Below are 13,391 nucleotides of genomic sequence, written 5' to 3' on the forward strand. Positions count from 1 at the left end.
GGGTCAGCGGGCGAAGCCCGCGCTGCCTCCGAGATCGAGCTCGGCCTTGGCCAGCTCCTCGACGTTCACGTCCTTGAACGTGACCACCCGCACCGACTTCACGAACCGCGCGGAGCGGTACACGTCCCACACCCAGGCGTCGGCGAGCGTCAGCTCGAAGTAGACCTCGCCCGCCGCCGACCGCACCTGGAGGTCCACCTGGTTCGCCAGGTAGAACCGCCGCTCGGTCTCGACGACGTAGGAGAAGAGCCCCACGACGTCGCGGTACTCGCGGTACAGCGCGAGCTCCATGTCGGTCTCGTAGTTCTCCAGGTCCTCCGCGCTCACCGGGACATCATCCCCCATGCCCGAGGTCCCGGCCGCGCGACGCCACGCGGACGAACGGTCGGACGCCGTCGCCAGCGGGTCGCCCGAGGCCATCGAGAACCGCGACCTCGATCGAGATCAGCGTGCGTGGCCGAGATCGGCGTCCTGGTCGACCGCGTCGACCTGATCGAAGCCGCCGTCGCGATCGAGCCCCGCGACCGCGTCGAGAGCATCGTCCTCGCCGAGGTCGGCGTCGTCGTCGAGGACCTCGGCCGCGTCGTCGTCGGCGTCCTCGTCGAGAAGCGCCTCCCGGTCGAGCCCCGCGTCCTCGTCGAGAAGCGCGTCCTCGTCGAGAAGCGCGTCCTCGTCGAGAAGCGCGTCCTCGTCGAGAAGCGCGGCCGGGTCGAGGTCACCGTCCTCGTCGAGTACGTCCCCGACGCCGGGGAGCCGCCACGACCGCCGGTGCAGCACGCTCGGGCCCAGCTCGCGCAGGGCGGCCATGTGCTCGGGCGACGCGTAGCCCTTGTTCTCGTCCCACCGGTACGCGGGGTGGTCGGCGGCCAGGGCGACCATCATCGCGTCCCGCTCGCACTTCGCGAGGACGCTCGCGGCCGCCACCGAGGCGCACGTCCGGTCGGCCTTCACGCGCATGTGCACGCGGGGCGCCGGGAGGTCGGGCGCGTCGTCGAGCGCGAACAGGTCGCCCTGCGCGGGGCGGCTGAGCCAGTCGTGCGAGCCGTCGAGCAGGACGACGTCCACGGGGCCGACGGCCGCGGCGATCGCGGCCAGCGCGCGGTTGCCCGCGAGTCGCAGGGCGGCGATGATCCCGATCGCGTCGATCTCGTCGGCGCTCGCATGGCCGACCGCGCGGGCGAGCCCCCAGCGGTTGAGCGCGGGCAGCAGCCGGGTGCGGGCGGCGGGGGCGAGGAGCTTGGAGTCGGCCACGCCCTTGGGGGCGGACCTCGTCGTGACGTCGACGACGACCACGCCGACGCTCACCGGACCGGCGAGCGAGCCGCGGCCGACCTCGTCCATGCCGGCCAGGAGGCGCGCGCCGTCGCGCAGCAGCAGGCGCTCGTGCCGCAGGTGCGGCGCCGTCCGCGGCGGCGCCGGACGCCGGCCCGCTGCGAGCATGGTCACGGTTGGTCGGGCACGTCCGCGAACGTGCTGGTCGGGTTGTGCAGGATGCCCCAGCGCTCGATGGGCCACACGGTCACGAAGGCCATGCCGACCACGTTGGCGACGGGTACCGAGCCGCCGCCGGGCTTGCCCTGGTTGTACCGGGAGTCCGACGAGTGCGACCGGTTGTCTCCCATGACCCAGATGCTGTTCGGGGGCACGGTGACGTCGAAGGCGATGTCGCTGGGCAGCACGCCGGCCGCGAGATAGGGCTCGTCGAGCGGGACGCCGTTCACGGTCACCGGTTCGCCCGGGCCGGCGCAGGCGACGTGGTCCCCCGGCAGCCCGATGAGCCGCTTGACCAGGTGCTCGTTGGCGTCGGCCGGGTAGAGCCCGATGAAGGTCAGTGCGGAGTTGATCGCGCCGCGGACGGGCCCGGGATCGGGTGCGACGTCCGCCGGCAGCCAGCCACCCGGGTCCTTGAAGACGACGATGTCCCCGCGGCGCAGGTCGAACGGGCCGGGCGTCAGCTTGCTGACGAGGATGCGGTCGTGCTCGATCAGGGTGTCGTGCATCGACTGGCTCGGGATGAAGAAGGCCTGCACGAGGAACGTCTTGACCAGCAGCGACAGGATGATCGCGCTGACGAGGATGATGACCGTCTCGCGCAGCAGCGAGCCCGCGCCGCTCGGGCGTCGGGCCGCGGCGTGCCGGCGGGTGGACCCGGGAGGCTCGGACGGCCCGTCGTCACCCGTCAGATCGGGCAGCTGGGGGCCCTGCTGCGTCGGCTCGCCCGCGGAGGTGGTGCCGCTGGGCGTCGCCCGGCCCGGCCACGAGGTGGGCGACGAGTCCTCGTCGAGGTCTCGGGCGGGTCGGTCGATCACCCGCACACTCTCGCACGCGCCAGGCCCGTTCGCGCACACGATCACCGTCCGAGATCGGGCGTTTCACGCGGCGCGTCCCGTGCCCCGACCTGCTTGTCCCGTGACCAGCGGGCACCGATCCGGAGACGCCGACGGGCGGCCACCGGATCGGTGCCCGCCCGTCAGGACGTCGCGTGCGAGGAGGCTCAGGCCTTCTTCGCGGCGGGAGCGAACTCGCGCTTCTCCTTGATCTTGGCCTTCTTGCCGCGGAGCTTGCGCAGGTAGTAGAGCTTCGCGCGGCGCACGTCACCACGCGTCACGACCTCGATCGACTCCAGGCTCGGGGAGTGCACGGGGAACGTGCGCTCGACGCCGACCTGGAAGCTGACCTTACGGACCGTGAACGTCTCGCGGACGCCGTTGCCCTGGCGGGCGATGACGACACCCTGGAACGCCTGGATGCGCGAGCGGTTGCCCTCGACGACCTTGACGTTGACCTTGAGCGTGTCACCGGCGCGGAAGGCCGGGATGTCGGAGCGCAGCGATGCTGCGTCGACACTGTCGAGCGTGTGCATGTGATGTCACTTCCCCGCCCTGCCACAGGTCAGGAACGTCGTCGAGGGCGTCACGGCTGCCCTGTGCAGGCAGGACCGGCGTCCTTGGTCTGATGGTCCGGTGCGTCGGGGCCGAACCCCGGTGGTCGTGATTCGTCTCCCCTGTGGCAGAGACGCGACCTGCGCGCACCAACGGGCAAGTCTGCCACACGGGCGGCACCCACGGACAATCGCGTGCTCAACCTCACGACGACCTCACGCGCGGGCGAGGCGCCCCTCGACCGGCGACCAGCCGAGCGACGCGAGCAGGGCGAGGTCGTGCGCGTCCAGCTCGTCGACGGGCAGGGCCGCGATGAGGTCCGGGCGACGGTCGGCGGTCCGCTGCAGCGCCGTGTCCCGGCGCCAGCGGGCGATGCGCGCGTGGTGGCCGGAGAGGAGCACGTCGGGCACCTCGAGCTCCGCCCAGACGGGTGGCTTGGTGTAGACGGGGTACTCGAGCAGGCCGGCGGCCCCGTGGGACTCCTCCACCAGCGACTCCGGGTTGCCGACGACGCCCGGCAGCAGGCGCGCGACGGCCTCGACGACGACGAGCGCGGCCACCTCGCCGCCGTTCAGCACGTAGTCGCCGAGGGAGAACTCGGTGACCCGGCCGCGGGACCGGTAGTGCTCGGCCACCCGGGCATCGATCCCCTCGTACCGGCCGCAGGCCAGGACCAGGTGCCGCTCCCCCGCCAGCGCCTCGGCGGTGCGCTGCGTGAACGGCTCCCCCGACGGCGTCGGCACCAGCAGGTGGGCGTCGGCGTCGAGCAGCTCGTCCAGCGCGGACCCCCACACGTCCGGCCGCATGACCATGCCGGCGCCGCCGCCGAACGGGGTGTCGTCGACCGTCCGGTGGCGGTCGGTGGTCCAGTCCCGCAGGTCGTGCACGCGCAGGTCGAGCAGCCCCCCGGTCCGCGCCTTGCCGACCAGGGACAGCTCGAGCGGTGCCAGGTACTCGGGGAAGATCGAGACGACGTCGATGCGCACGTCAGTCGTCTGCGTCTCGGGGCGACACCGTCTCGTCCGAGACCACCAGGTTCGCCGCGTCCGAGGCGAGCAGCCCGCCCGGGGGGTCGAGCACGACGCGGCCGCCGGCGACGTCCACCACGGGCACGATCGCGCGCACGAACGGGATCAGCGTGCGGGCGCCGTCGGGCTCACGCAGGAGCAGCATGTCGTGGGCCGGCAGGTGCTCCAGGCCGATGATCTCGCCGAGCACGCGACCGTCCACGTGCTCCGCGCGCAGGCCGGCGAGCTCGTGCGGGTACCAGGCGTCGTCCTCGTCGGACGCGTCCTCGTCCACGACCAGCTCGGTCCCGCGCATCGCCTCCGCGGTCGTCCGGTCGTTGATCTGCGCGAACGTCACGTACCAGCGGCCCTGCTGGATGCGCGTGCTCACCACCGTCAGCGGCCCGCGGGCGGCCGGCTCGGTGGTCAGCACCGCGCCGTCGCCGAAGCGGTCCTCCGGGTTGTCGGTCCGCAGGTCGAGGGCGACCTCTCCGCGCAGGCCGTGGGCACGGCCGATCCGCGCGACGGTCAGCTGCATGGGAGTCCTCACGTTCGGGGGTGGGAATGGCGAAGGCCCGGTCCCCAGGCTAGGGGACCGGGCCTTCGACGATGACTCAGCGGCGGTCGACGTCCACGACGTCGACGCGGACCGCGCCGTCCGTCGAGAGCGCACCGACGACGGTCCGCAGCGCGCGAGCGGTGCGACCCCCGCGGCCGATGACCCGGCCGAGGTCGTCGGGGTGCACGCGCACCTCGAGCAGGTCGCCACGACGCAGCGTCGACGCGTTCACGCGGACGTCGTCCGGGTGGTCGACGATGCCACGCACCAGGTGCTCGAGAGCGTCGGCGAGCATCAGGCCTGCTCGTCCTCGGCGGCCTCGGCGGGAGCCTCGGCAGCAGCGGCGGCGGACTTCTTCTCGGACGCCTTGGCCTTGGCCTTCTCGGCGTCGAGCGCGACGGCGTCGATGGCGGTCTTCGGGTCGACCTTGTCGGCCTTGGTGCGCAGGGTGCCCTCGGTGCCCGGGAGACCCTTGAACTTCTGCCAGTCACCGGTGATCTTGAGGAGCACCTGGACCTGCTCGGTCGGCTGCGCGCCGACGCCGAGCCAGTACTGCGCGCGCTCCGAGGAGATCTCGATGAACGACGGCTCCTCGGTGGGGTGGTACTTGCCGATCTCCTCGATCACGCGGCCGTCGCGCTTGGTGCGCGAGTCCGCGACGACGACGCGGTAGTACGGCTGACGGATCTTGCCGAAACGCTTGAGACGAATCTTGGTGGCCACGGTGTGGTCTTCTCCTGAGGTCTGCTGGGTGACCTGCCCGCGCATTGCCCGTGGGGTGGGCGCGCCGGGAAGGTCAGGGACACGACGAACGCAGGTAGAGGGGCTGCAGACGTCGGGTACAGCCGACCATTGTGCCAGATCCGGGACGGCACTCCCAACCATGTCCCGCAGGTCACAGGCCCCCGGCGACGACCGTCCCCCGCAGCACCACGGCACGCGGCGCGGCGAGCACGCCGACGTCCGTCCGCGGGTCCGCGTCGTACACGACGACGTCGGCGCTCTGGCCCTCGGCGATGCCCGGGACGCCCAGCCACTCGCGGGTGCGCCAGCTCGCGGCGGCGACGACGTCGCGGGCCGGGAGCCCCGCCCGGACCAGCTCCGCGGCCTCGTCGGCGATCCGGCCGTGCGCCAGCGTGCCGCCCGCGTCGGTGCCGACGAGCACCGGCACCCCCGCGTCGTGCAGCTCGCGGACCAGCGTGTACCGGTGCGCGTACAGCGAGCGCATGCGCGCCGCGAAGAGCGGGTACCGCGCACCCTGCGCGGCGATGGCCTCGAACTGGCCGACCTGGAGCAGTGTCGCCGTGACCGGGATCCCGGCGGCGGCGATGCGGTCGATGTGGTCGGGCGTCGCGCCGCAGGCGTGCTCGAGGCAGTCGATGCCGGCGTCGAGCAGGGCGTCGAGCGACTCCGTGGCGAACGTGTGGGCGGTCACGCGCGCGCCGGTGGCGTGCGCGGCCGCGACGGCGTCGGCGAGGACGTCCGCCGGCCACAGCGGGCGCAGGTCGCCCTCGGCGCCCAGGTCACGGTCGATCCAGTCGGCGACGAGCTTGACCCAGCCGTCGCCGCGCGCGGCCTCTTCGCGGACGGCGTCCGGGAGCTCGCCGACCTCCGCGAGCTCGCGACCGTAGTGCCGCAGGTAGCGCTTGGGGCGCGCGAGGTGGCGGCCCGCCCGGATCAGGCGCGGCAGGTCGTCGCGGTCGTGCACCCAGCCGGTGTCGGCGGGCGAGCCCGCGTCGCGGACCAGCAGCACCCCGGAGTCACGGTCCGCGAGGGCCTGCTTCTCCGCGGTCCCGTCGTCGACCGGCCCGTCGGAGGCCAGCCCGATGTGGCAGTGCACGTCGACCAGCCCGGGCAGGACCCAGCCCTCGAGCACGGCGTCGGGGGCCGACGACGGCCGCTCGAACGTGATCCGGCCGTCGCGCACCCACGCCTCGCCGACCTCGCGCTCGTCGTCGAGCACGACGGTGCCGCGCAGGTGCAGGAGCACGGTCCCTCAGCGTCCGCCGAGGTAGCGGTCGAGACCGGCGGGCAGCTCCAGCTCCGTGGGAGCCGCGTCGGGCGCCTTCGGGGCGAGGCCGAACGCCGACCCCTGCGGCGCAGCCGGCCGGCTGGTGATCCCCCGCTCCTGCTCGGCCCGCCGCGCCGGGTTGCCCGACTTGCCCTTGACCTTGCGGGCCGGCGCCTGGCGACCGCGCGACTTCTTGCCGCCCATGCCCGGCAGGTTGCCCATGCCGGGGGGCATGCCGGGCATGCCGCCGCCCTTGGCCATCTGCTTCATCATCTTCTGCGCGCCGTCGAAGCGCTCCAGCAGCTGGTTGACGTCGCTCGGCTTGGTGCCCGACCCGGCGGCGATGCGCGATCGGCGCGAGCCGTTGATGATCTTGGGCGTCCGGCGCTCGGCGGGGGTCATCGACCGGATGATCGCCTCGATGCGGTCGACCTCGCGCTCGTCGAAGTTGTCGAGCGCCTCCCGCATCTGGCCCATGCCGGGCAGCATGCCCATCATCTTCTTCAGCGGGCCGGCGTTGCGCAGCTGCTGCATCTGCACGAGGAAGTCCTCGAGCGTGAGGTCCTGGCCGGCGGCGAGCTTGCCCGCCATCTCCTCGGCCTGGCCGGCGTCGAACGCCTTCTCGGCCTGCTCGATGAGCGTGAGGATGTCGCCCATGTCGAGGATCCGGGACGCCATGCGGTCCGGGTGGAACACCTCGAACTCGGTGAGCTTCTCACCGGTGGACGCGTACATGATCGGCTTGCCGGTCACGCTGGCCACCGAGAGGGCGGCGCCGCCGCGCGCGTCGCCGTCGAGCTTGGTCAGCACGACGCCGGTGAACCCGACCCCGTCCTGGAACGCCTGGGCCGTGGTGACCGCGTCCTGACCGATCATCGCGTCGATCACGAAGAGGATCTCGTCCGGGTCGAGCGCGTCGCGGATGTCCGACGCCTGCTGCATGAGCTCGGCGTCGACGCCCAGGCGGCCGGCGGTGTCGACGATCAGGACGTCGTGCAGCTTGGTCTTGGCGGTGGCCAGGCCCTCGCGCGCGACCGCGACCGGGTCGGCGCCGAACGGCATGACGTCGTCGCTGCCCTGGTTGCCGGGGTGCGGGGCGAACACGGGCACGCCCGCGCGCTCCCCCACCACCTGCAGCTGGGTGACGGCGTTCGGGCGCTGCAGGTCCGCCGCGACGAGCAGCGGCGTGTGGCCCTGGCCCTTGAGGTGCAGCGCGAGCTTGCCGGCGAGCGTCGTCTTGCCCGCACCCTGCAGGCCCGCGAGCAGGATGACGGTCGGCGGGTTCTTGGCGAGGTTCAGCGTGCGCGTCTGGCCACCGAGGATGGCGACGAGCTCCTCGTTGACGATCTTGACGACCTGCTGCGCGGGGTTGAGCGCGCCGGACACCTCGGCCGAGAGCGCGCGCTCGCGCACGGCGCCGGTGAACGAACGGACGACCGGGACGGCGACGTCGGCGTCGAGCAGCGCCCGGCGGATCTCGCGCACGGTGGCGTCGATGTCCGCCTCGGACAGACGGCCCTTGGTACGCAGGTTCTTGAAGGTCGACGTCAGTCGGTCGGACAGGGTGGCGAACACCTGGCGGTCCTCACGCTTCGGGGAAACAGACGGTCTTACGGACGACCTAGGGTACCTGCCAGCTCCCGGGTGGCTCGTGCCGTCAGGTCGTCGACGAGGGTCGCGCGCCACGTGCTCCATGCCTGCGGCCCGGCGGCGCCGGCATCCGCCTCGGTCAGCGCGCGCAGCAGGGCGAGCAGGTCCGGCCGGTGGTCGACGGCGTCGAGCAGGCGCGTCATGGTCGTCGGGTCGTCGGGGTCCGCCGTCGTGGCCAGCTCCGACAGCGTGAGGTGCTCGCGCACGAGCCGCGTGACGTCGGCCGCCATCTGCTCGTCGAAGCCCATCCGCAGCACGATCGGCCCCGCGAGGCGCGCGCCCTCCGTCGAGTGGTCGCCCGCTCCCGCGCGCTTGCCGATGTCGTGCAGCAGCGCCGCCAGCAGCAGCGTCTCGCCGTGCTCCACCACCCGCTTGTCGCGGCCGGCGCGGGCGACCGTCTCGACCAGGTGCCGGTCGACCGTGTGCCGGTGGATCGCCGAGCGCTGCGGGCGGTTGCGGACGCCCGCCCACTCCGGGATCCAGGTGGTCACGACGCCGGCCAGGTCGAGGGCCTCCCAGATGGGCACCTGCGCCGGCCCGGACCCCAGCAGCTGCAGCAGGTAGGTGCGCGCAGCCTTGGGCCACGGCGTCGGCAGCGGCGGGGTGGCCGTGAGGCTCGCGACGGTCACGGGCGAGAGGCTCAGGCCGGTGCGCGCGGCGGTCGCCGCCGCACGCAGGGAGAGCAGCGGGTCCTCGGCCGGTCGGGCCTCGACGGCGAGCACGATCTCGCCGTCGTGCTCGACCAGGTCCTCGGCGATGGTCCGCAGCCGCGGGGCCGTGCGCCTCCCGCGGACCAGCCTCGCCGTCCGCGCCGGCCGCTGGAGGGCCTGCCGGGCGTTGCGCACCGTGGTGTCCAGCGCGTAGGAGATCACGCGCGCGGCCTCGGCGACGCTCGCCAGCAGGTCGTCGCGGTCGTCGAACCCGACGAGGGCCGCGACCTCGTCCTGGTCGGCCAGCAGGAGCCGGTTGGTGTGCCGCCGTGTGACCACCTGGACCGTGTCGCGCACGTCGAGCAGGTGCGCGTAGGCCATGTCGACCGCGCCGTGCGGGCGGTCGGTGAGCCAGGTGGCAGCCAGCGCGCTCAGCACGACCGCGTCCCGGATGCCGCCGCGGGCCTCCTTGAGCTCCGGCTCGATGAGGTAGGCCAGCTCGCCGTGCCGCTCGGCGCGCTGCCGGGTCGAGGCGAGCAGCTCGGGCAGTCGCCGACGGGCGGCGGAGCGCCAGTCCTCGAGCAGCGCCGACTTGGCCCGCGCGATGACGACGGCGTCGCCGGAGACCGGCTGCAGGTCCAGCAGCCCGACCGCGGCCGGCAGGTCCTTCGACGCGACCTGGCGGCACTGCGCGAGCGACCGGACGGAGTGGTCCAGGTCGAGCCCCGCGTCCCAGATGGGGTACCAGAGCTTCTGCGCGAGGGCGGAGAGCTCCTCGGGCGAGTGGCCCCGCCCCTCGTGGACGAGGAGCAGGTCGAGGTCGCTGACCGGGCTGGCGTCGCCGCGCCCGACGCTGCCGACGGCGCCCAGCGCGATGCCGGACACGTCCTCGCCCGCGGTCGCGATCTCCCACTGCTCGCGCAGGCGCCCGACGACGAGCTCGACGATGGCGGCCCGGCGCGCGATGCCGTCCGCACCCGGGCCGGTCAGCCCGGCCGCGAGCTCGAGCCGTTCGACGCGGAGGTCCCGCACCCCGATCGCGGGGTGCGGGACCTCGGGCGACCCGTTCGCGGCCGCGCCCCCCGCGGGCGGCCGTTCCTGTGTCATGTGTAGCGGTCGACCGTCCTGATCAGAGGGCGTCGTCGCCGTGCTCACCGGTGCGGACGCGAGCCACGTCCTCGACCGGCACGACCCAGACCTTGCCGTCGCCGATCTTGCCGGTCTGGGCGGCGCGGACGATGACCTCGGTCACGCCGGCGACGTCCTCGTCCGTCACGAGCACGTCGATCCGGACCTTGGGCACCAGGTCGACGGTGTACTCGGCACCGCGGTAGACCTCGGTGTGACCGCGCTGACGGCCGTAGCCGCTCGCCTCGCTCACGGTGAGACCGCGGACGCCTGCCGCCTCGAGGGCCGACTTCACATCGTCCAGCCGGTGCGGCTGGATGACAGCCGTCACGAGCTTCGTCATCACTTCACCTCCGTCACGACACGGGCGCCGACGCCCAGCGTCTCGTATGCGGTCTCAGCGTGCACAGCCAGGTCGATACCGCCGACCTCGGCCTCGTCGGACACCCGCAGGCCGATGGTCTTCTTGAGGATGAGCGCGATGACGTAGGTCGCCGTGAAGCTGAACAGCACCGCGCAGCCGGCGACGATGGCCTGCGTGGCGAGCTGCGTCAGCCCACCGCCGTAGAACAGGCCGTTCATTGCTCCGTCGGGGTACCAGCCGCCGTTCTGGTCGGTGGCGAAGAAGCCGATGAGGAGCGTACCCACGAGGCCGCCGACGGCGTGCACGCCGACCACGTCGAGCGAGTCGTCGAAGCCGAACTTGAACTTCAGGCCGACTGCCAGGGCGCAGAGCACGCCCGCGACGACGCCGATCGCGATGGCGCCCCACGTGTCGACCGCCGCGGCGGCCGGAGTGATGGCGACCAGGCCGGCGACGACGCCCGACGCCGCACCGAGCGACGTCGCGTGACCGTCACGCAGCTTCTCCGTGGCGAGCCAGGCGAGCATGGCGACGCAGGTGGCGAGCATGGTGTTGAGCCAGGCGCGACCGGCCGTGCTGTCGGCACCGAACTCCGAGCCCGCGTTGAACCCGAACCAGCCGAACCACAGGAGGGCGGCGCCGAGCATGACGAACGGCAGGTTGTGCGGCCGCATGGGCTCCCTGGGCCAGCCCTTGCGGCGGCCGAGCAGGATGGCGAGCGCCAGGCCGGCGACACCGGCGTCGATGTGGACCACCGTTCCACCGGCGAAGTCGATCGGTGTGGACAGACCCTCCGTGATGCCGGTCGCGCTGAGCAGGCCGCCACCCCACACCCAGTGCGCCAGCGGCATGTAGACGACGGTCACCCAGATCGCGGCGAAGACCAGCCAGGCGCTGAACTTCATGCGGTCGGCGACCGCACCGGAGATCAGCGCGACCGTGATGATCGCGAACGTCGCCTGGTAGCCGGCAGCCACGAGGAACGGCACGCCGGTGGCGACCATCAGGCTGTCGTTGTCGGTGAAGCCCTGCAGGCCGAAGTACGTGAACGGGTTGCCGAGCCAGCCACCGCCGAGGTCAGGGCCGAACGTGCCGGAGTACCCGTAGAGCACCCAGATGAGCCCGACGACGCCGATCGCCGCGAAGCTCATCATCATCATGTTCAGGACGCTCTTGCCGCGCACCATGCCGCCGTAGAAGAACGCCAGCCCCGGCGTCATCAGCAGCACGAGCGACGCGGCGGTGAGCATCCACGCCGTGTTCCCGCTGTCCAAAGCGAATTCCATCGAGATCGCCTCTCCACTCGCCAGCCGGGGGTGGCTGGTCGGGATCACAGTCGACGAGGCGGGTTTCGGACATGCGCGGGGGACGTTACGTCGATGTGACAAGCCTCACGCGCACGTAAACGTTCGGTTTCGTGGTGAGCGGACGTCCAGGAACGTCAGCCCTCGAGCAGTGCGTCGACGAAGGCCTCCGGGTCGAACGGGGCCAGGTCGTCGGGGCCCTCCCCCAGGCCCACGAGCTTGACCGGGACGCCGAGCTCGCGCTGCACCGCGACGACGATGCCGCCCTTCGCCGTCCCGTCCAGCTTGGTGAGCACGATGCCCGTCACGCCCGCGACCTCACCGAAGACGCGGGCCTGGTTGAGGCCGTTCTGGCCGGTGGTCGCGTCGAGGACCAGGAGCACCTCGGACAGGGGCGCCTCCCGTGTGATGACGCGCGTGATCTTGCCCAGCTCGTCCATGAGGCCGGCCTTGTTCTGGAGCCGCCCGGCGGTGTCCACGAGCACCACGTCGATGCCGTCGGCCTTGCCGGTGCGCACGGCGTCGAACGCCACGGCGGCCGGGTCGGCGCCGTCACGGTCCGACCGGACCGTGTGCACGCCCACGCGGGAGCCCCACGTCTGCAGCTGGTCCGCGGCGGCCGCGCGGAACGTGTCCGCCGCGCCGAGGACGACGGTCCGACCCTCGGCGACCAGGACGCGGGCGAGCTTGCCCACCGTGGTCGTCTTGCCGGTGCCGTTGACGCCCACGACGAGCACGACGGCGGGCACCCGTGACCCGTCGGCGGCCGCGCCGGGCTCGGTGTTCAGCCCGCGGTCGAGGGACGGGTCGACGAGGGCCAGGAGCTGCTCGCGCAGGAGGGCGCGGACCTGGGCGGGGTTCTTGAGGCCCTCCACCCGGACGCGGGTGCGCAGGGCGTCGATGAGCTCGCCGGACGGTCCCGCGCCCACGTCCGCCAGCAGCAGCGTCTCCTCGAGCTCGTCCCAGTCGTCCTCGGTGAGGTGGTCCTTGGAGAGCACGGCGAGGAGGCGCGCGCCGAGCGGCGAGCCGGAGCGCGCGAGCCGGTCGCGCAGGCGGGCGAGGCGCCCCGCGACGGGTGCGGGGACCTCGAGCTCGGGGGCGGCCTCGGCCTCCTCGGGGAGGACCTCCTCGGGGAGGACCTCCTCCGGCGCCGGGACGGTGGCCTCGACGTCGGGCGCGGGTGCCTGGCTCGGCACGTCGACGGCGGTCGGCGCCTCGTCGGTGGTCGAGGTGCGGCGTCGCCGGACGAACACGGTCGCCAGCGCGACGACGATGGCCGTCGGGATACCGGCGGCCAGGAGGATCTCGAGCGTCTCGTTGGTCACCGGGACAGTCTGTCGGGCGGCGGGCCGCCGAAGCGAGCCGACGCGTCAGCCGGACCGGTCGGTCCGGCGGCGGGGCTCAGCGGCGGTGGTTCCCCGGCAGGACACCGACGGCCTTGTCGCGGGCCCGCTGCAGCGTCGTCGCCAGGTCGTCGACCTGCAGGTACGCCTCGCCCTCGTCGACCGTCTCCCGCAGGAACTGCGCCAGCGACATGTCGACGGGCTCGACCGAGGCGGCCGCCGCAGCCGCGCGCTGGTCGGTGTCGGGGTTCTTGCGCGCGGCCCAACCGGCGCGGAACGCGCGCAGCGGGGACTCGCCCGTGCCTCGGGCGGAGCTGGTGACGCTCGCGGCGAGCAGGACACCGGCGGCGACGAGGAGTGCGAGAACGATCGCGACGAGGATGGCCATGTGCCCCAGTCTCCGTGCCGAACCTGGAAGCGGGAGCGCCCCGCGCACAGGGAACGCCAAACAGCACACAATCTCCACACGCCGAGCGGCGAGCCCGCACCGCGC

The 13,391-nt window shown here is 73.0% G+C and carries 14 protein-coding genes and 1 pseudogene; all 15 read right to left on the reverse strand.

The genetic code is table 11. The features are described 5' to 3' along the window. Positions 1–3 precede the first annotated feature (3 nt). The 15 genes and pseudogenes from AC1DT4_RS12355 to AC1DT4_RS12425 all read right to left on the reverse strand — a co-directional run bounded on the left by AC1DT4_RS12355 (position 4) and on the right by AC1DT4_RS12425 (position 13,286). A complete protein-coding gene (locus AC1DT4_RS12355; protein WP_055922267.1) occupies positions 4–327 on the reverse strand; it encodes a DUF2469 domain-containing protein in 324 nt (107 codons plus the stop codon). A 417-nt stretch (positions 328–744) separates the two neighbouring features. Further along, positions 745–1,440: pseudogene (locus tag AC1DT4_RS12360) on the reverse strand (ribonuclease HII); the annotation flags it as partial. A gap of 2 nt (positions 1,441–1,442) precedes the next feature. Then, entirely contained in the window at positions 1,443–2,309 is an 867-nt protein-coding gene (gene lepB, locus AC1DT4_RS12365) for a signal peptidase I (RefSeq protein ID WP_477090090.1), read from the reverse strand. Positions 2,310–2,494: 185 nt separating this feature from the next. Beyond that, on the reverse strand, positions 2,495–2,863 hold the full coding sequence (rplS, locus tag AC1DT4_RS12370; RefSeq protein ID WP_477090091.1) for a 50S ribosomal protein L19: 369 nt from the start codon (positions 2,861–2,863) through the stop codon (positions 2,495–2,497). A gap of 234 nt (positions 2,864–3,097) precedes the next feature. After that, on the reverse strand, positions 3,098–3,868 hold the full coding sequence (gene trmD / locus AC1DT4_RS12375; RefSeq protein ID WP_477090092.1) for a tRNA (guanosine(37)-N1)-methyltransferase TrmD: 771 nt from the start codon (positions 3,866–3,868) through the stop codon (positions 3,098–3,100). Between the two features lies 1 nt (position 3,869). Beyond that, positions 3,870–4,427 carry a ribosome maturation factor RimM gene (gene rimM / locus AC1DT4_RS12380; protein WP_477090093.1) on the reverse strand — a complete coding sequence of 186 codons (558 nt, stop codon included), beginning with the start codon at positions 4,425–4,427 and terminating at the stop codon, positions 3,870–3,872. Positions 4,428–4,503: 76 nt separating this feature from the next. Next, positions 4,504–4,743 carry an RNA-binding protein gene (locus AC1DT4_RS12385; RefSeq protein ID WP_055922281.1) on the reverse strand — a complete coding sequence of 80 codons (240 nt, stop codon included), beginning with the start codon at positions 4,741–4,743 and terminating at the stop codon, positions 4,504–4,506. After that, the gene (gene rpsP, locus AC1DT4_RS12390; protein WP_477090094.1) at positions 4,743–5,171 is read right to left on the reverse strand and encodes a 30S ribosomal protein S16; all 429 of its coding nucleotides are present in this window, start codon (positions 5,169–5,171) and stop codon (positions 4,743–4,745) included. The genes AC1DT4_RS12385 and rpsP overlap by 1 nt, the downstream gene beginning before the upstream one ends. Before the next feature lie 172 nt (positions 5,172–5,343). Then, positions 5,344–6,438: an amidohydrolase family protein gene (locus tag AC1DT4_RS12395; protein WP_477090095.1), complete on the reverse strand. Its 1,095-nt coding sequence runs from the start codon at positions 6,436–6,438 to the stop codon at positions 5,344–5,346. 6 nt (positions 6,439–6,444) lie between these two features. Further along, a complete protein-coding gene (ffh, locus tag AC1DT4_RS12400; RefSeq protein ID WP_477090096.1) occupies positions 6,445–8,034 on the reverse strand; it encodes a signal recognition particle protein in 1,590 nt (529 codons plus the stop codon). A gap of 35 nt (positions 8,035–8,069) precedes the next feature. Next, the gene (locus tag AC1DT4_RS12405) at positions 8,070–9,866 is read right to left on the reverse strand and encodes a [protein-PII] uridylyltransferase (protein ID WP_477090097.1); all 1,797 of its coding nucleotides are present in this window, start codon (positions 9,864–9,866) and stop codon (positions 8,070–8,072) included. 22 nt (positions 9,867–9,888) lie between these two features. Beyond that, the gene (locus AC1DT4_RS12410) at positions 9,889–10,230 is read right to left on the reverse strand and encodes a P-II family nitrogen regulator (protein WP_477090098.1); all 342 of its coding nucleotides are present in this window, start codon (positions 10,228–10,230) and stop codon (positions 9,889–9,891) included. Next, the gene (locus AC1DT4_RS12415) at positions 10,230–11,537 is read right to left on the reverse strand and encodes an ammonium transporter (RefSeq protein ID WP_477090099.1); all 1,308 of its coding nucleotides are present in this window, start codon (positions 11,535–11,537) and stop codon (positions 10,230–10,232) included. Before AC1DT4_RS12415 ends, AC1DT4_RS12410 begins: the two co-directional genes overlap by 1 nt. Positions 11,538–11,692: 155 nt before the next feature. Beyond that, positions 11,693–12,880, reverse strand: a complete 1,188-nt coding sequence (gene ftsY / locus AC1DT4_RS12420; protein ID WP_477090100.1) for a signal recognition particle-docking protein FtsY — start codon at positions 12,878–12,880, stop codon at positions 11,693–11,695. Positions 12,881–12,956: 76 nt separating this feature from the next. After that, positions 12,957–13,286, reverse strand: coding sequence for a hypothetical protein (locus AC1DT4_RS12425; RefSeq protein ID WP_477090101.1), 330 nt, complete (start codon positions 13,284–13,286; stop codon positions 12,957–12,959). Positions 13,287–13,391: the final 105 nt, after the last annotated feature.

Source organism: Cellulomonas sp. P4_D11 (genome assembly GCF_056401915.1).

Coding starts and splice junctions, on each gene's coding strand:
- rplS (WP_477090091.1), bottom strand. CDS start 2,863: ATGCACACGCTCGACAGTGTCGACGCAGCATCGCTGCGCTCCGACATC.
- rimM (WP_477090093.1), bottom strand. CDS start 4,427: ATGCAGCTGACCGTCGCGCGGATCGGCCGTGCCCACGGCCTGCGCGGA.
- AC1DT4_RS12385 (WP_055922281.1), bottom strand. CDS start 4,743: ATGCTCGCCGACGCTCTCGAGCACCTGGTGCGTGGCATCGTCGACCAC.
- AC1DT4_RS12405 (WP_477090097.1), bottom strand. CDS start 9,866: ATGACACAGGAACGGCCGCCCGCGGGGGGCGCGGCCGCGAACGGGTCG.
- AC1DT4_RS12410 (WP_477090098.1), bottom strand. CDS start 10,230: ATGACGAAGCTCGTGACGGCTGTCATCCAGCCGCACCGGCTGGACGAT.
- AC1DT4_RS12415 (WP_477090099.1), bottom strand. CDS start 11,537: ATGGAATTCGCTTTGGACAGCGGGAACACGGCGTGGATGCTCACCGCC.
- AC1DT4_RS12425 (WP_477090101.1), bottom strand. CDS start 13,286: ATGGCCATCCTCGTCGCGATCGTTCTCGCACTCCTCGTCGCCGCCGGT.